Below are 17,498 nucleotides of genomic sequence, written 5' to 3'. Positions count from 1 at the left end.
GTTTCGCAGATAAATCTGCTACGCAATTAACTCATTTGACAAGCTTGTTAGCTCATTTAAAATTGCTGACTTTTTCTAGTTTTTGTTCCAAAAACCAGGTTGTAAAGTTCGCAAGTTACTCAATTTTGAAATCATAAAAACGATTTCGGAATTTTTCGAGTTCCTTTACATGTTTATCACTGTTTACTTTTCAAAGTCCATAAAGCCTTCTTACGACTGCTTTGTAAGGTTGTGCTGTTTGCTTGCCGCAATCAGCTTAATTATATTAACACTTTGTTATCTTGTTGTCAACACTTTTTTTACTTTCAGTTTTAGTACTCCACTACCTTAAACTTTTTAAACATTGCCGTTCTCAACAGCTTGACTATATTAGCATGTCATTAACTTTGTGTCAATACATTTCTATTTGAGTTTTGGTAACCTTTTGTCTTCCAAAACTGTTCACTTATGTTAACATAGTATTTTGGGTGTGTCAACGCTTATTCCTATAACAATTATTAGTAATTTATATTTACAAAAACATCATTACCGCTGGAACCAGTAGCGATGCTAAAGACAACAAAATTACTACCAGTCCGCCGAACCAGTTACTTTTTTTCCATGTATATACTCCGAAGCTGAATGAGTATATACAAATCCAAACTAAGAATATTACTATAATGATATTACCTACCATTTTATCCACTCCCAATTTTATTTATTGCTGGCCAGATACTGTAACGTTAACTCTTACCTTATAAACAGCTTTAGGAAAAATATCGTGCCATTTGACTTTTTCCCACTGAGATATATACATATAATTTTTCTTTGCTATCTGTCCAAAACCAAAAATATCGCTTTTGTACTCATATGACACTTTATTAAGGAGACTGTTCATTTCTTTTTTTATATAATCCTCATATTCCTTTTGAACTTTCTGTATTTTAGAAGGATTAGAGTAATCTATATTGCTTTGAACAGCTTCTATATCTGCATGAAGATTCAGGTCTATATTTATTTGTGGCTTATCCCCTTGCATCTGTACACTTATTTTGGAGGTTTTATCTTTCCTTACATTGCATAATATTCTATATCTTTCGTCCAGAGGGTCTTTAACCTCAAGTTTTATATTATCTATAGACCCTGTCATTAATGCATATATGGAAGTTTCCGTTGAATCTAAACTTCCTCTCATTTTGTCGCCATTAAATACAGCTAAGCCCTTTATGGACATATTCTTCTTAGCCTTATCTTCCTCGCCTTCAGGTTTGTCTGTTTCAGGCTTTTTACTGTCAATAACGCTATTGTCCACATCTGTATATATGGTTACAGGTTGGGCACCTGAGCTATGTGTTCTGTAAAGATAATCCCCCAACTGAGAACTGGGAACACGAAAATCAGTCTGATAGGATTTAAACATCATATCATAAAACTTGGTAGGACTTGCTGTAAGTTTAGACTGCAGGGATTCTATATAGTTTTTTGCTCCATTTGCAGAAACAATAATATTTACATTAGGACGAAGCTCCATGTAGTTTTGTAATCCATTTAAAAAAGGAAGTAATCCTCTGTTTGCTATTTGTTCAGAAACTACAATTATTTTTGTATGGGACAAATTTATTTTTTTACTTAAATACCTTCCTGTTTTTCTAAAACCCGAAAGAAAATTATCCGTCTTGAAGGTTCTTATGTCTGTAGTTTCACCTTCGCCGGTTGTTATTGATTTTGGTACAGCACTCTGAAATGTAAGATTAAACATATTATTATCAGCTTCATCTATTCCGATTGCTACTACATAAGCTAAGTCCTCAATTTCTCTGGTATCATAACATCCCGTCAGAGTTAACATAATTATAGTTGTACATAACATGATATTAAAGAGTTTGGCTATTCTACTCATAGTCTTGCCTTCCTTCTTTTTCAGAATCTGCTTTTTTTATAGAACCTATAATCAGTACGATAAGTGGCAGCAAAAGTGCTAGAATCCACAGTATATTTGCTATTTGACTACCTTGTATGTGAAACGGAAGCCCCTTTTTAAAAAATGTCATACAGTATATTATTACTGCGGTAGGTAATATAATTGGCTGATGTCTGTCCAAATCAAGAGTTTTAGCAATTATATGTGTTATAAAAGTAAACAAAGCACCCATGTATAATATGGATGATAACGAAAATATCAAAACAAACACTGATTCCACTCTTTGAATATAATTTCCAATTTCAATTAGTCTTGCCATCTGATATATAGGCATCTTTTTGTCAACTGCCATTTCATAGGGGTAAATCAACAAAAATGATAGTGTTGACCAAAATATGATTAAACCAGATATAGTTATTGATAAATAGCCAACACGCTTTAAATTCCTTCTTTTAAAATACGGTATCATAAAAAATATTAAAAGCAGTGGTGAAAATATATGCAAACTGACAGTGCTTCCGTTAATTATTGAATCAACACCGTTTCCTAAAATAGGAAACAAATTGTCAATATTATATTCCGGGATAACTCCTATTGTTATTAAAATAAATCCTACTATGCATGTGGGTACTATAAAGGCACTTATACGTGCCACAATTTCTATTCCATAATATGCTGCCGCAATCATCCCCAAAAGAAAAAAAATGAGAATATAAGCTAACGGGGATTTGTCAAGTGATACAATTTTTAGTGAGTGGGCATATTCCCCCAAAAGAGATACTTCAAGAAATACTAACAATAATGCTGCTAATAGCCCTACAATTATTTTAAATATTCTTCCTACAGACTTTTCTGATATTTCAAGTAAATCTAAATTTCCATGTTGTCTATAGAATCCAGTAGCTATTGCAAAATATATATAGGCTATTATTGTTATTGCTATAGGTATAATCCATCCGGCACTCCCCACCATACCTGCAGCATCTTTTGGAAAATGCAATATTCCTTGGACAAAAATCATGTTTATCAGTAAACAGATAGACTCCCAAGAACCAAATCCCTCATTATTGCTCATTATCCTCATCTCCTTCCTCAATTTCATCACTTTGAGTCCAACCTCTGCTTATTTTAGGTTGCTTGATAATATCCTTTGTATTCAGATAGTCAGGCCTTTTCTCCTGTTTCCACATAGGCTTTCTCATTACTTTGTCTGAATATTTTCCATTTGTAATTGGCCCGAATGGTGCAAGGAAAGGTACTCCAAATGATTTTGATGATGCAAGGAGCAGAGAGTTTAAGAGTAGACCTACTGCTATTCCGAAAAATCCCCCTACAGACCCCAATATTATATAAGCAAATCTAATTATTCTTATAGAAAAGGACATGGAAAAGCTTGGTATTGAAAAAGAGCCAAGAGCAGTAATAGCTACTACTATTATTAGTATCGGGCTTACAAGATTAGCTGAAACTGCTGCCTGTCCTAAAATCAAACCTCCTACAATACCTATTGTAGAGCCGATAGCACCCGGAACTCTAATTCCTGCTTCTCTAATCAACTCAAATGAAAATTCCATTAATATTATTTCAATAACAGTTGGAAAGGGAACGATTTCCCTTGACGCTTCTATAGCAAATAAAAGATTAGTGGGAATCATTTCCTGATGGTAATTTGTTATAGCTATATACAGTCCAGGTAGTAAAAGTGCTATGATAACACCTATTATTCTTATCATACGTACAAAATTAACATATGGAAATCTTATGTTTAAATCTTCAGGAGTGCTTAAGTATTCTGTTATTGTTGCAGGCATAACAAGTACATATGGACTACCATCCAATACAACAGCTATGTTGCCTTGGGCTAGCATCCTTGCAACAGTATCAGGTCTTTCCGTTGCTAATATCTGTGGTGCTGTTAGGAAAGTGCTGTCTTCCAATAGTTGCTCTAATTCTCCAGAATCAAATATATAATCAACCTTTATACTTTTGACCCGCTTTAGCACCTCACGTACAAGGGATTCATTTGCAATATCACGAATATACATAACAGCACAAGGAGTATTACTTCTCTTACCTATAGTAAGGCCCTTGATAGTCAAGTCTTTGTCCTTTAAAATTTTCCTTAAAAGGGCTGTATTTGCTCTTATTTGCTCGTTAAAAGCCTCCTGAGGACCTCTTATTACAGTTTCAGAATTGGGCTCGCCCACATTCCTGTGTTCCCATTTTTTAGTATCGGCTGTATATGCGTATTCCAACCCATCAATAAATACAGCGCAACCGCCAAAATTGATATTACTTACAACATCTTTAAAATCTTTGGCTTTTTTTACCTGATTAAAAGGTATCAGTCTATTGAAGATAAACTCTCCTACATCCTTTACCTCTTGCTTAATATCTATATTTGATAAAATCATTAATGGCTGAAGGATATTATTACTTATAATACTGCTGTCAGTCATTCCGTCGATGAATACTATAAAAGCTTGATAATTCTCATCTTGGACTGTTATATTGAACTCTCTGTACACAACATCACTGTTTTCAGGAATATTATATATTTTTTTCATCATGCTTTTATTATTTTCTATTTCATCTGATATGTGCTCTTCAAGATATTCATCGTTAACAGGGCATTCATCAAAATAATTCTTGAACTCTTTACTATCAAAGGTGTCCATAGAGGCAGCATTTTTTGCCTTGTTACAGTCAACCGATTTTGTTTCCTCTAGTTCAAAGTCATGTTTTATACTTTTTTGGTCATATATAATGTATTTACTTAATTTCTTTACAAATCCCAATTTAAAGCTCCTTTTACATAAATTTTGCCTAGGTTTAGTTTAAGTTTATATGTATTATTTTATTTTATGGTTACTTATATGCATTATTTATATGGGTTAAGTAACTTTGATATTTATTGTCAAATCTGTAACCAATTTTTAACCTTAGTTTATTGATTTTTACCTTGTTAATTGAGTCCCTATGTTCTATCATATATACTATACTAACAAATGAAATAATTACTTTCGGCAGGTGAAGTTTATGGGCAAAAAAATAATTTCAGTTATAGTGGCACTAATTCTAATATTGAATTGTATTCCGGTTTTTGCATGGGCGCCAGCTGAAGGCCTAACTTCCAGCTCTGTAGTCCTAATGGATACCGTAAGGGGACAAGTTCTTTTTGAAAAAAATGCTTATAAGCATTTATCACCTTCGGTTATGTGTAAACTTATGACTGCTCTTGTTACCATTGAAAAAACAGATTTAAATGCAAAGGTTACAATCAGTAAAAATGCCGCCAGCTATAATGGGCTCAATCTTGTGGTAGGAAATCAGTATACTGTTGAGGATTTACTTTATGCCGTAATTCTTTCACAGGGAAATGACGCAGCTGTAGCCCTTGCCGAATATGTAGGTGATGGTGATATCCAAAAATTTGTCAACTATATGAACACAAAAGCTAAAGAGTTATCTTTAAAAGATACATATTTTGTAAATCCAACAGGTCTTTTTGATAAAGAGCAATATACTTCTGCCAATGATATTGCTTTACTTATAAAAGCAGCAATATCAAATAATACATTTAATATGATATTTGGTGCTAAAGGTTTTGGCTGGCTTAATGGGAACAATTCTTCCATTTTAACAAACCAAAATACCCTTTTTTGGAGTTATAAAGGTGTTGATGGCGGAAAATTAGGTACAAATACAAACCCTCAGAGTTTTTCTGTGGTTACTACTGCTTCTCAAAATGATAAACGACTTATTGCTGTAGTATTCAACACCAGTAAAGAAAATGCTTTTTCCGAGACTACAAAACTTTTTGATTACGGGTTTTCCAAGTTTTATACGGGAGTACTAGTTCCAAAAAATATCCCCCAAAGAAGTATAGAAGTGGATAACATTAAGATTGATTTGATAAGTAAAATAGATGTTTATTACACCTATCCGGTTGGAGACAGCTTTATTAAAGATATAAGCTTTATACAAAATGAAAAGTTGCATCTTCCGATTAATACCGAAACTATTGCAGGTGTCCTAAAATACACACTTAATGATAATACTGTAATAGAAGTTAATTTATATTCGGACAAGACTGTATCAGCCCCTGAGGATTACAAAACAAAAATAAAAGATATTGTCACAGAAAACAGGGATTTGGTGATAATCGTAGGTATTCTTGTAGTCATTGAACTTATTCTAATAATAAACAATATAATAAAGTTTATGTTTAGAGCCAAAAAAACAAGAACCCAGCAGTAGCAGGGTTCTTATTTTTAGTTTGAAGCCGGTTTGGCATTATATTTGTTGTGGCGCTTTGACGACCATTTGTTGTTATTTTCAATATAAGTTTTTAATACTTTTTCTAAATCTAGTACATCTTTCATTTCGTAGTACCCTGATTTTTTATGAATAAATTTCGCTGCACTTATGGCTCCCTGTGCAAATACTTTTCTTGAAAATGACTCATGACTAATTTCTATTTTGTCTTCCTGACCTACAATCATTACTTCATGCCTACCTATTACTCCTCCGGCCCTTACTGAATTTATAGGTATGTCCTTATGGGAAACTACAACTCCCTTGTTTAGAAGACCACTCTGTATTTCTCCAGCTATTTTTTTCGCTGTTCCAGATGGTGAATCCAATTTGTTTTTATGATGCATCTCTGTAATCTGAAAATCATAATTACTTAGTATGCTTGCTGTAAGATTCGACAGCAGCATCAATACATTTACACCCATAGTTATGTTTGGTGCATAAACAATGCCGTTTTTGAATTTTCTGCAAATTACATACAGCTTTTTTAGCTGATAATCTGTAAAGCCCGTAGTTCCTACTACAATATTTATCCTGTATTTTGAGAATATTAAAGCATTTTTCAATGCTGATTTTGGATTTGAAAAATCAATAACAACGTCCGGTTTGTTCCTGAATATTACTTCCTCAAGTTTATCAGATCCCGTAACTGTTATTCCAGTTTTATTCATTCCAAGAATTTCGCCCAAATCCTTATTTAAAGATTTGCTGTTCGGACTGCAAACAGCAGAAACAAGCTGGATTTCATTTTGTAATAATATAGTCCGTGCAATTTCCTTTCCGGTGCGACCCAAGCCTGTGATACAAACTTTCATCAAATAAGTTACCTCCCCTTTCAAATATAAAGTAAGATTTAAAATTCAATAATTAAAGTTTGAAGAAAATGAATAAGGATTAAACTTAAAAATGCTACAGAAAACTGTAGCATTGGTTGGAAAATTACAAAATGTAAAAATTCACTTTCTCCCCAACGCTTACGAAGTTAGCTGCCGGATTCGGGTTGTAAGAGACTAACCCTTCCTGGTTACCCAGGATTCACCCCATTTAATGGTTCCCCCGCTTATAGCATTAAAACGCTATAATTCAGCGATAAATTATTAATTTTTTGACTTCAATCCATTTTCAGTATATACCAATTTTATAAATAAGTCAATATTTCCTAATTTTTATTAAGTTTCTTTTGTTTAAGCCGATTTGTTTATAATAGATTCACTAATCTTCCCGTTTCCTATCTTTACGAGATACACATCATAATATTGCTGTCCAAGCTCATATGCAAACTTCTTATCTAATACTGCAAAATCAAATCTGTTTTTACCTTTTATTGCGCTTCCCGTGTCCATAGCAATAGTATATCCTAACCCCTTAATATAGAATATTGTTCCATAAGGCCAATGTGTGTTATCTATTGCTATGGATACACCAGGTACTATTGGCTTACCTGAGCTGGTTATGCCCTTGTTATTGCCGCATTCCTCAGCACATGGAGTGTATGCCGTACCGAGAAATTTACCAAGATACTTTCTGTTACTGATATTTTCGGGAATGTCACCACTGAATATCTTGTATGATTGAGGTTTTACACCTACTGCTGCAGCCTTTTTAAGTGACTTTTGAAGCTGAAGATTATCATCTGCTAATTCCCTTTTTGCAGCTTCCAATTGCTGATTTTGTTTTTTCAGCTCTTCAAGCTGTTTTTTAATCTCTTCATTTTGTTTCTTTAGGTCGTTGTTAAGTTTACTGAGTTCATCACTTTGAGATTTATAATTATTTGTGTTTGCTGTTAATTCTTGATTTGATTTCATAATAAGCATGGATTGAACACATTCATTATTATATTTTTCTTTGTACTGATTTACTACATTGTTTACTCTGATACAGAAAAAAGCTAGTAAAGTACTTATCAATACCAAAGCTATAGTTAACACCTTGAGCATCCAAATATCTGTGGACTTTTTTTGGTCTTTTTCAGTCATATATGCGAACTCCTTATTAATTAAATTAACCTAATATGGATTATTTTCCAAATTAGCAGTATTTATACATGTAGAATAACATTATTTTATTTGGGGACAATGACTTTGGGTGATATTATGTTTAATTTTATAAAAAAAGTTATAACTTTATTTTTATCTTGCCTCATTATCCTATGTCCTGTCAGTCTACAGGCTAAACCGATAAATTATAATCTTGCAGTGCAAGTAACAACAGAATTCCTTTGTGCCAAAATTAAATCTGTCGTGTCTCACAATGTTGATGAGATAGACATATATTTTTCAAATAAAACCGAAGCCACTCAAAGAAATTTGTTATTTATAAAAAAGCAGCTGTTAGAGGATTATATAATTGCTTATGCTTCCAACGATTACATAATAGAAAAGGTTAATCCTAAGGTTAAAATAGATAAAACTCTTTTTGTTGATAATTGTGCATGCATTAAGGCAACCTTGACAGCAGATATTTACTGGAATGCTGCAAATCCTTCCGGTAAACCAATAAAAGGCCTAAAATCAGAAGTACATTTAATAACATTATCATTTGACAACGGTGTTTGGAAAATCACACAAGATAAATTTCAAACAAAAAAAGGCAATTCCGACAAACTAACCAGAGATAACCTCTCTGACTTATATAATCAAATTCTTACACTAAAATCTGAGGCAGAAAAAGCATTGAAAAAAGCATATAATAGCAAATCTTCAAGATTAGTACCATACAATACCCAATGGAAAACATCATACATGTGCACTTCCAGTGTGAATAATGATGAATATAATAGAGATAAAGTCTACAATTGGGCATACAATCATTGGAACAATTACTCAAAGGAATACATCAATTTCGGTGATGAAAAGTGGAAAGGCGGTGACTGCACTAATTTTGTTTCCCAATGTTTAAGAGCCGGGGGTGCTGTCAATGACAAGACCGGAGCCTTCCAATGGTATTATAGCAAAAAAGGAGCTCTGGCAACCCCAAATGATGATTATTCTTGGACCTGGAGTACTGCCAGAGGACTTAACAGCACCCTGTTAGGTAATTTTAAAAATAATGAATTTGGTCCAAAAGCTACTCAGAAAGTAATTGTGGGAGATAATCAATATACTGCATCAATAGGTAAATATATAGTTCCCGGCGATATTATACAGTATCACTGGAAGAATAAATCATTCATTTCACATGCAGCCATTATTGTAGGAATGGTTTATAATAGTGGAAAAGAAAGGTATGAGCCTGTCATAGCAGAACATACTGAAGATTCATGGTTTACCCCATGGACAAACAATGCATACAAAACATACTTTGTTCATATTACAGGTATAAATTAATCTATCTTATCTTTCAGTTAACAATTATTATATAATTAAATAATATAAAATAAGCCAAAGGAGATATTTATCATGAGTAAAAGAACTGACTATATTAGCTGGGACGAATATTTTATGGGAATAGCCGTTTTATCCGGGAAAAGAAGCAAAGACCCATCTACTCCAGTTGGTTCTTGTATTGTTGACGGGAAAAATAACAGAATTTTAAGTGTTGGTTATAACGGATTCCCCTTTGGATGTTCTGATGATGAATTTCCATGGGAAAGAGAAGGAAATATTCTTTGTACCAAATATCCTTATGTCGTACATGCTGAACTTAATGCAATTCTAAATAACAGAGGAGTTTCACTTGAAGGCAGTAAAATTTATACCGCCCTCTTTCCCTGTAACGAATGTGCAAAGGCTATAATTCAATCAGGTATAAGGGAAGTAATCTACTTAAGCGATAAATATGCTGATACAGATAGTGTTAAAGCATCCAAAAGGATGTTTGATAAAGCAGGTGTTGTATTTAGAAAATTGGAAACTGATATTAAAGAAATAACCTTAACATTTTGAAAAAGCCAGAGCCTGTTAACTCCGAATGTGCACTGACGGAAAGCTTTGCCAGCAACCTATTTTTAGGACTTATGCGGTTATTACACCTTCCGTCAGTAATTTCACCCGGCACAACACTAACTGAATATATTGCAAACTGTTTATTCCCAGCAAGTTATCAGTTGAAAATGTCTCTTTCAAGAATTTTTTATTCTCCGATAATTTTCACAAGTACTCTTTTTTCTCTCTTTCCGTCATACTCGCCATAAAAAATCTGTTCCCATGTTCCAAAATCCAACTTGCCGTTAGTAATTGCTATAACTGCTTCTCTCCCCATTATTTGCCTCTTTAAATGTGCATCTGCATTGTCTTCATAACCGTTATGGCTATATTGACTATAAGGTTTTTCAGGCGCAAGTTTTTCAAGCCATTTTTCAAAATCGGCATGAAGCCCCGCTTCGTCATCATTTATAAAAACACTTGCAGTAATGTTCATTGCATTAACCAAAACCATTCCTTCTTTAATGCCGCTTTCATCAATACACTGCTGAACCTGGTGTGTTATATTTATATAAGCTCTTCTTCGTGGTATATTAAAAAATAACTCTTTTCTGAAAGATTTCATAGAATAAACCTCCTGTATAAATTTAAAACCTATTTTTTACATAAACTTCTTTTTTATTAATTATATCAGCTATTATTTTTAAAGTACATTTTTGGGATATATGATTATAATATAAAATTGTTGCATTGAATCAAACAGGGAAAAGAGATATAATTCTTTAAAAAGCATGGAAATATAAGGAGTGTAATACATTAATGGCTAGAGTAAATTTAATTCTTGAAGGCGGAGGTATGCGCGGGTTGTATACTGCAGGTGTTTTGGACTTCTTTCTTGACCATAAAATGTTTTTTAAAGACATTGTAGGAGTATCAGCAGGAGCCTGCAATTCCGTTTCTTACATAACTGGGCAGCGAGGCAGAAATCTTGAGATTAATGCAGGGTATTGTAACGACAATCGTTATGTTAGTATTATGGGGCTTTTTACAAGAGGTTCTATTTTTAATATGGATTTTCTTTTTGATGATATTCCTAATAAGCTTATTCCTTTTGATTACGATAAATTTAAAAACTCCGATTGCAAACTAACAGTTGTTTCTACTGATTGTGAAACAGGAAAGAGTTATTATTCTCTCGTTAAAGATATGAGAGTTGACGACGTTTATGTAAGAGCTTCCAGTTCTATTCCTTTACTTTCTCCCATAGTTGAAGTTGATGGAAGAAAACTAGTTGACGGGGGTCCTTCTGATTCAATTCCTATCCAATACTCAGTCAATAATGGATTTGACAAACATGTTATTGTTCTTACCAGACATAAAGGATATGAGAAAAAACCAAATAGATTGTATCCCCTGTGTAAACTTAAGCTAAAAAATTACCCTAATCTTTCAGAAGCAATTAAAAACAGACACATTCATTATAATGAAAGTATTAAGTTAGCAGAAAAATTGGAGAAAGAAAATAAAGCCGTGATTATCAGGCCTAAAAAGCCAGTTAAAATCTCAAGGTTTGAAAGAAATCCTGAAAATCTTAAAAAGCTCTATGCTGAAGGGTATAAAGATGCCGAAGAAAAATACTCTGAATTAATTCATCTTTGTAGAGAATGTAGCAATTTCTCCTCATTATAAAGTTAATAATATCTGAAATATACAACCCGCTGCAATTGAAGGAGACATTCTAACAATTGTATGGGTTGTTTTATTTTCAAAACATGAAATACTCTGTGTCATAAAACATAGTTTTATTTCCCTAAAAAATGGAGCAAATGTGCTTAGAACTCTCCTTTTTATGCATAACGTAGCCAATGAATATAAACCGCAAATCAAAAAAGAGTACGCTGCTGCCATAATTACAAATTCTATTCCAAAAATAGCTCCAATACTCGAGTAAAGCTTTATATCCCCAGCACCTATGAGCCTTGCATAAAAGAATATTGCTAATATCACTACCGGAATAATACTGCCTATCATACTTTCCTTGAAACCATGTATACCTAATGAGTAAGTATTAATTGTAAATCCAGCAATAATGGCTGACACTGTATATATATTTCTGATTTTTGATGATTTTAGGTCACTCAATACTGAAAGAAGTAAAATTATAAACAAAATAATGTATTTAATCATGTAATAACCATTTTCTTTAATATTTATTTTAACTACTAATACGGAATTATAAAAGTATATTCCTTGTTTGCAAATCGTATAATGTCATTATTGTTAACTTTGATTTTTGTATTTGGCTTTATTCTGTCATCATTCAAATAAGTTCCATTTTTCGAACTACAATCCATAATAAAGTATGAATCATCTTCCTTCAAAATCTCAGCATGAACCTTGCCTACTGCATTATTATCAATTATATAGTCTACAAAACTTCCCATTCTACCTATTAAAATACTGTTTCTGTCAACTTTGATAATATTCCCTCCATCTCTTTCTTGCAAAAATGGCGTGTCTTGAGGCTGGCTTTGTCTAAGAATAACAGTTTCACCGCTATTGTAGTTTTCTTTTTCTATATATGTTGTTTCTTCACAGTTTTTATTATCCTTATCTTTAGGTATCTGCTTAGCAGGTACAAAACCGTTTTCACGCATTTTTTCTGTAATGTATTTTAAAGGTTTATAACTTTCACTACTTTCTTCTTTTTTCTCGTTTAAAATACGTATTGCAAGAACATCTATTCCTATAAAGATTAATGTCAAAATTATTGCAGTGATTTTTGGGTTTTCCGACATTCTCACAAAATTACTTGATAAAATTATAACAAAAATTATTATGAGGACAGGTTGAATTATTATTGAGGTAAGGTTTATTTTACTGAATAATTTCAATGGAGCTTTAGATTTTATGTTTACATCTACATTGGAAAATTCTTTGGTAGGTAAATTCGGTATTTTGACCTCACCTCTTTTAATTGGGGATTTTGGCTTTTCAACTGCTGTCTTATCTGCAATATCTGATATATCTATAATTTCATTTGATGTATTTTTTTTAATATCCTGACCCAGTAGGTTTTCCAATAATTCTTTCAGACGGATTATATTAAACATTTCACTTTTTATGTTTTCCAAAATTCTTTGTATATAATTATCGCAGTCTTCTTCTTGAAACTTAACTAGTTTTATAATCATATTTAGTAAAAACGTTTTAACATCATTTGTGTTATTTTCAAAAGGTAAATATGCAAAAAATAAGTTCATTGTTTCAGGGTCTACATAAATGTAATTTTCATCCAAAAGTATGTTATCAGTATTTAATAAATAATTCTTAATTCCTATTATACTTTTTGTAATCATTAGCATTGTTATCAAAAATTCGTAGCGGTTATACCTTTTACGGTTCATTATGTTAACAAGAGTACATTTTGAAGTAATATCATAAAAACAATTTGTTTGATTGCCAACAGAGTTTATATGAAAGTCCAAAAGTCCATGAATCCTGTTATTCAGTAGCATTTGGACCTGATAGTCTATTAATTTACTATTGTTTACAGAACTTAAAACCAGGTAATTAGCCGTTGAATCGTTATCATAATGAATGCCGTAATTTTGTTCAATCATATCAATCAATTTATATCACCCCGACAGTTTTTTATTTATAAATATTTTACATAACCTATTAAAATCAATAATACTGTTGCAGAAAGTATAAACGGAGCAAAAGGTATCTCCATTTTCTTATGAGCTTTACGACTTACAATAAAAATTGCAGAAAATATTCCTGCTAAAGTTACAGATGTAAAAAGTATGGAAATTAAAGTGCTTATTCCGGTATACAGTCCTGTTACAGTCATGATTGCAACATCTCCACCACCAATCTGATTTCGGGATATGACAGCCAAAAGCTTCATGATTATAAATGAAATAGTTAAAGCTGCCATTCCTTCTAAAATTCGCCCTGTCAAAGCCATAATACCAACACCTGTTAAAATTGCCGGAACAGTAATTTTAACAGGAATTGTCATGCTGTTTATATCCCAGAGTGCTGCCAAAAGCTGAACAACCAATAGTACTTCTATGGCAACTGCCACCTTGGACTTATTAATAAAGAATACTGTTACAATAGTCCCTAATATCCATATTACTGTGCAAATTATAGATGCTGCTAATTTTAATTTTTTTGTCTCAATTTGCCTTTCCATTATCCACCCCATTTTTTGAATTATTTTGTTTACCATATGCCTTTACAATTTTTAATCTTATCCCATTCTCTTCGGCAATATCTATACATTTATTCAAAGTTTGCAATTGAGCACTAGTAATATTTGTTTCTGGCACCACCAATATCAGTTCTTTCTTATATATTTGGCTACCGTCTATTGTGACAGAACCTCTTTTTCCTCCATTAAACTCTTGAAGTTTTTTGATATACCCCTTTACCTTACTTTGAAGATTATCTGTGTTATGGTAATATAGTTCATCAAGATTAAGGCTTTTAATACTAGTAGCTATTCCATTATCATATTTTGATATTACAGGAAAATTAAAAGGCAGATTTGCTCCTTGAAGTCTGCGTATTTCTCGACCTCTTTTGATATTTTCCAAATCCCATACGCATTGTTCATTTTCTTCACTATCACCTTTTAATGAACTTACGCCATCTTCCCCTGCCCAAACACAAGCAGAGGCAGTCTGAGTTATTTTAATCCCGGGCAGTAATTGTGTAAGAAACGGAAATTCCAACTCATATTCAGCAACAATATCTATACTTCTACCATCATCAAGGAATTTACTTTGAGTAAAGTCAATTCCCTCTAACCCATCAGTAAGATTTAAATTTTTAAGTTTTATATCTGCTCTATCTGACGAAGTACCAAGATATTCCCTTACAAGAATTTTAGTTATGGGAACCAGTACAGCCTGTGCCCGGAGGTAATCCTTCACATCCTTTCCAAATTCTCTGATATAATGTAAAAGCTCTGTATTTTCAAGTTCATCACTTACTTTTTCGGAATTAATGAATTTTTCTACTCCTCCAATCAAATCCTCTGCATTTGTACTATAATATATGAGGCTGTATACACTCATTTCATTACAAGCCCCTGATATAGCATGCTGAATTATCTCATGTGCAAAATATGCCTTTATTAAGAAAACAAATAAAATTACGACCATTATAAAAAATGGCAAACAAATAGCAGCTTCCACTGTAATGGCCCCTCTGTCCCCTATCCCTTTCCTCTTCAGACAAAGCCCCCCTTAGTATCCAAGATACATACTTTCACTAATATAAGTTCTACTAATATTTCTTCTGGTATCAGCAGTAAACATTGGAAATGCTAAAAATAGATTTTTTATTGAAACTTTAGTATCAGCTTTTATGAAAACTTTGCAATCATTTAAAAGAAAACCCGGATTTTTAACACTTGTGTTTAGCTTAACAATATCCTGTACTCTTGAAAGCTTTTTATCCTTATTCATAGCCACAAGAAATATTTTTAAGTAATCATGATAACTAAGGCACAAGGTATCATTGTCAGCTTTATTCACTTCTTTTTTTATAACAGCTCCGGAAATGTCCGTTATCCATTGATTATTTGTCTTAAACAATGGAACTTTTCCTCCTTTTTCAAGTAAGTTAATATCATACAAAGACTCAAAAGTAGCCCATGACAGAGTAAGCATTGTTTGAATAAACGGTGTTGACAGACCGGCACACCAAGAGCTTAATGCTGCTGCAAGAGCTGTAACCCTTGTAGATTTTGAATTGTCAGTATATATATGCAAGACATTTGCAATTAATCTTATTGCCATTATTTCTGATTTTGTTAACATTGAATTTACAGCTTCATCTCTATGACCGTTTATTATGTACTCTACCTCAAAAATTCTAAAAAATGATGTTCTTTTTGATTTATCTTTTGATCTTAAATTATAAGCATCTTTCTCAGTCTGACCTTTTAATATGGGTACACCATGTTTAAATGTTCCCATAATGTATTCGTTCAAGAAAAGTTCTTCAGATATTTTACTAACTATGTTACTAAAAAAATTATCTTTATCTGTAATATAGTTTAAATTATCTACTCCACAGCTTTCATCTTCAAAGTCCATGCTGTCCCATGTCCGAGCTTGCCCTTCTTCTTTGAAACCGGATTTTTGGGATGGAAGGTACTCTAGTTGGTCATATGGTATTTTTTTGAAATCTTTATCTATTTCAAATGCAACCTTTAGTGCTTTAGAAGCTATTTCTCGGTTGTCTTCATCTTTTGAATAAGCAGCTTGTTCTTTACCATATGTGTATTTTGCAATGTTTATTGTTGAGAATTTATCAAGGGATTTTAGAAGTTCATCCTCTTTATTCGTAGAGTTTATTATTTTATTGCAATTTTCAATATTTTGATAGAAACTCTCCAGCAGCATCTCTGAATTATCTTGTTCAACCATTCTTTTTATATAGTCAATGCTGTTTTTATAGGAATTTTGTAGTTCAAGTACTTCATCCTCACTTTTTTCCAGTTGTTTTGATTCCTGGTTAATCCTGTCCACAAGTACTTTTTTCTTAGTTATAATAGCATCCGCTTCTGAAACGGCATCTGAATTTAATGTTTTGAATTCACTAATACACTTAAGAATACTGTTTTTTATATTATCCTTTGCAATACTTATACTTTGGATTTCCTCCCGTATATTTTTGATTAAATTTTCTATATCTTGTTTTTGCTTTTTATCTGTTTCAACATTAAAAGCAATTTGGAGATTTTGTAAACTTTTATTTTTTTCATTTAGAAGTGTATTTTGACTTTCTAAATCATTTTTATAAATTGATAATTGGTTCGGTAAATTTAATTCATTTATTCTCTTTGTTTTGCTCTCAAGTAAAAGCTGAATTTCTCCTATTTCTGCTGCTTGCTTGTCTGTCTTTATTTTCTGAGTGTATATTTTTGAGCCTTTTGAAATATTGTCGATTCCCTTTACCTTTTCAATAAGTTCAGTGGCCAGTTTGTATGGTGCCCTGTACTTCATGAACTCAAGTATTTGCTTTTCAAACACGTCTTTATCCTCAAGACTGTATGTACTATCAAGATTAATATCATCTATAATAAAGTCGTACATAGAGTTACCTTCACCAACAATTCCAAGGTTTTTACTGAAATACTCTTCAAAAGTTTCCTCTAGTGAATCCTCATCAATATAAACTCCAAAAAGTCCATACTCATCTTTTAATTCATTCTTATAATTTGCAAGCACTGAGGAAAGGGCAGATTTATTTGACCTTTGCACATGTGAATGAGCAAGCCTGAGTCTGGCTCCATCAGTAAAAGTTCCAATAACCAGAAATACAGCAGACAAAACTATGCTTAAGAATATTGTTATTGTACCTTTAGTTTTATGATGTCCCACCATAACTTCTCC

The 17,498-nt window shown here is 32.4% G+C and carries 16 protein-coding genes and 1 riboswitch; of the genes, 4 read left to right on the top strand and 12 right to left on the bottom strand.

From position 1 onward, the window contains the following. Positions 1-511 precede the first annotated feature (511 nt). Genes K412_RS22580 through K412_RS0115660 form a run of 4 tightly spaced genes read right to left on the bottom strand, consistent with a single transcriptional unit; the run spans position 512 to position 4,698 of the window. Complete coding sequence (locus K412_RS22580; protein WP_173585622.1) at positions 512-676, bottom strand: hypothetical protein; 165 nt, start codon at positions 674-676, stop codon at positions 512-514. A gap of 21 nt (positions 677-697) precedes the next feature. Continuing rightward, the gene (locus tag K412_RS0115670) at positions 698-1,879 is read right to left on the bottom strand and encodes a Ger(x)C family spore germination protein (RefSeq protein WP_024833982.1); all 1,182 of its coding nucleotides are present in this window, start codon (positions 1,877-1,879) and stop codon (positions 698-700) included. Further along, complete coding sequence (locus K412_RS0115665) at positions 1,872-2,975, bottom strand: GerAB/ArcD/ProY family transporter (protein ID WP_024833981.1); 1,104 nt, start codon at positions 2,973-2,975, stop codon at positions 1,872-1,874. Before K412_RS0115665 ends, K412_RS0115670 begins: the two co-directional genes overlap by 8 nt. Next, complete coding sequence (locus K412_RS0115660) at positions 2,965-4,698, bottom strand: spore germination protein (RefSeq protein ID WP_024833980.1); 1,734 nt, start codon at positions 4,696-4,698, stop codon at positions 2,965-2,967. The genes K412_RS0115665 and K412_RS0115660 overlap by 11 nt, the downstream gene beginning before the upstream one ends. Before the next feature lie 241 nt (positions 4,699-4,939). Between K412_RS0115660 and K412_RS0115655 the strand changes: the two genes are divergently transcribed. Then, positions 4,940-6,160, top strand: a complete 1,221-nt coding sequence (locus tag K412_RS0115655; RefSeq protein WP_024833979.1) for a D-alanyl-D-alanine carboxypeptidase family protein — start codon at positions 4,940-4,942, stop codon at positions 6,158-6,160. 14 nt (positions 6,161-6,174) lie between these two features. Here K412_RS0115655 and dapB read toward each other — a convergent pair whose 3' ends face one another. Both dapB and K412_RS0115645 read right to left on the bottom strand, forming a co-directional pair. After that, entirely contained in the window at positions 6,175-7,032 is an 858-nt protein-coding gene (gene dapB, locus K412_RS0115650) for a 4-hydroxy-tetrahydrodipicolinate reductase (protein ID WP_034847623.1), read from the bottom strand. Between the two features lie 141 nt (positions 7,033-7,173). Further along, a riboswitch (cyclic di-AMP (ydaO/yuaA leader) is annotated at positions 7,174-7,316 on the bottom strand. A gap of 85 nt (positions 7,317-7,401) precedes the next feature. Next, on the bottom strand, positions 7,402-8,193 hold the full coding sequence (locus K412_RS0115645; RefSeq protein WP_024833977.1) for a 3D domain-containing protein: 792 nt from the start codon (positions 8,191-8,193) through the stop codon (positions 7,402-7,404). Between the two features lie 117 nt (positions 8,194-8,310). Between K412_RS0115645 and K412_RS0115640 the strand changes: the two genes are divergently transcribed. Together K412_RS0115640 and K412_RS0115635 are read left to right on the top strand one after the other, a co-directional pair. Then, positions 8,311-9,543, top strand: a complete 1,233-nt coding sequence (locus K412_RS0115640; RefSeq protein ID WP_034848036.1) for an amidase domain-containing protein — start codon at positions 8,311-8,313, stop codon at positions 9,541-9,543. A 72-nt stretch (positions 9,544-9,615) separates the two neighbouring features. Beyond that, positions 9,616-10,101 carry a deoxycytidylate deaminase gene (locus K412_RS0115635; protein WP_024833975.1) on the top strand — a complete coding sequence of 162 codons (486 nt, stop codon included), beginning with the start codon at positions 9,616-9,618 and terminating at the stop codon, positions 10,099-10,101. A gap of 187 nt (positions 10,102-10,288) precedes the next feature. Here K412_RS0115635 and K412_RS0115630 read toward each other — a convergent pair whose 3' ends face one another. Continuing rightward, positions 10,289-10,705 carry a secondary thiamine-phosphate synthase enzyme YjbQ gene (locus K412_RS0115630; protein ID WP_024833974.1) on the bottom strand — a complete coding sequence of 139 codons (417 nt, stop codon included), beginning with the start codon at positions 10,703-10,705 and terminating at the stop codon, positions 10,289-10,291. A gap of 194 nt (positions 10,706-10,899) precedes the next feature. On the opposite strand from K412_RS0115630, the gene K412_RS0115625 reads away from it, so the two are divergent. Beyond that, complete coding sequence (locus K412_RS0115625) at positions 10,900-11,769, top strand: patatin-like phospholipase family protein (protein WP_024833973.1); 870 nt, start codon at positions 10,900-10,902, stop codon at positions 11,767-11,769. Here the strand turns inward: K412_RS0115625 and K412_RS0115620 are convergent. Genes K412_RS0115620 through K412_RS0115600 form a run of 5 tightly spaced genes read right to left on the bottom strand, consistent with a single transcriptional unit; the run spans position 11,764 to position 17,489 of the window. After that, the gene (locus K412_RS0115620) at positions 11,764-12,267 is read right to left on the bottom strand and encodes an A24 family peptidase (RefSeq protein ID WP_024833972.1); all 504 of its coding nucleotides are present in this window, start codon (positions 12,265-12,267) and stop codon (positions 11,764-11,766) included. The genes K412_RS0115625 and K412_RS0115620 overlap by 6 nt on opposite strands. A gap of 35 nt (positions 12,268-12,302) precedes the next feature. Continuing rightward, on the bottom strand, positions 12,303-13,703 hold the full coding sequence (locus K412_RS0115615) for a DUF6382 domain-containing protein (RefSeq protein ID WP_024833971.1): 1,401 nt from the start codon (positions 13,701-13,703) through the stop codon (positions 12,303-12,305). Positions 13,704-13,738: 35 nt separating this feature from the next. Further along, the gene (locus K412_RS0115610; protein WP_024833970.1) at positions 13,739-14,284 is read right to left on the bottom strand and encodes a prepilin peptidase; all 546 of its coding nucleotides are present in this window, start codon (positions 14,282-14,284) and stop codon (positions 13,739-13,741) included. Beyond that, positions 14,268-15,290: an endonuclease toxin domain-containing protein gene (locus tag K412_RS0115605; protein ID WP_242835647.1), complete on the bottom strand. Its 1,023-nt coding sequence runs from the start codon at positions 15,288-15,290 to the stop codon at positions 14,268-14,270. The genes K412_RS0115610 and K412_RS0115605 overlap by 17 nt, the downstream gene beginning before the upstream one ends. 51 nt (positions 15,291-15,341) lie before the next feature. After that, positions 15,342-17,489 carry a DUF5702 domain-containing protein gene (locus tag K412_RS0115600; protein ID WP_024833968.1) on the bottom strand — a complete coding sequence of 716 codons (2,148 nt, stop codon included), beginning with the start codon at positions 17,487-17,489 and terminating at the stop codon, positions 15,342-15,344. Positions 17,490-17,498 lie beyond the last annotated feature (9 nt).

Source organism: Ruminiclostridium josui JCM 17888 (genome assembly GCF_000526495.1).
Lineage (GTDB): Bacteria > Bacillota > Clostridia > Acetivibrionales > DSM-1351 > Ruminiclostridium > Ruminiclostridium josui.
The sequence above is the reverse complement of the archived record's forward strand: the minus strand, read 5'-3'. Positions and strand labels throughout refer to the sequence as shown.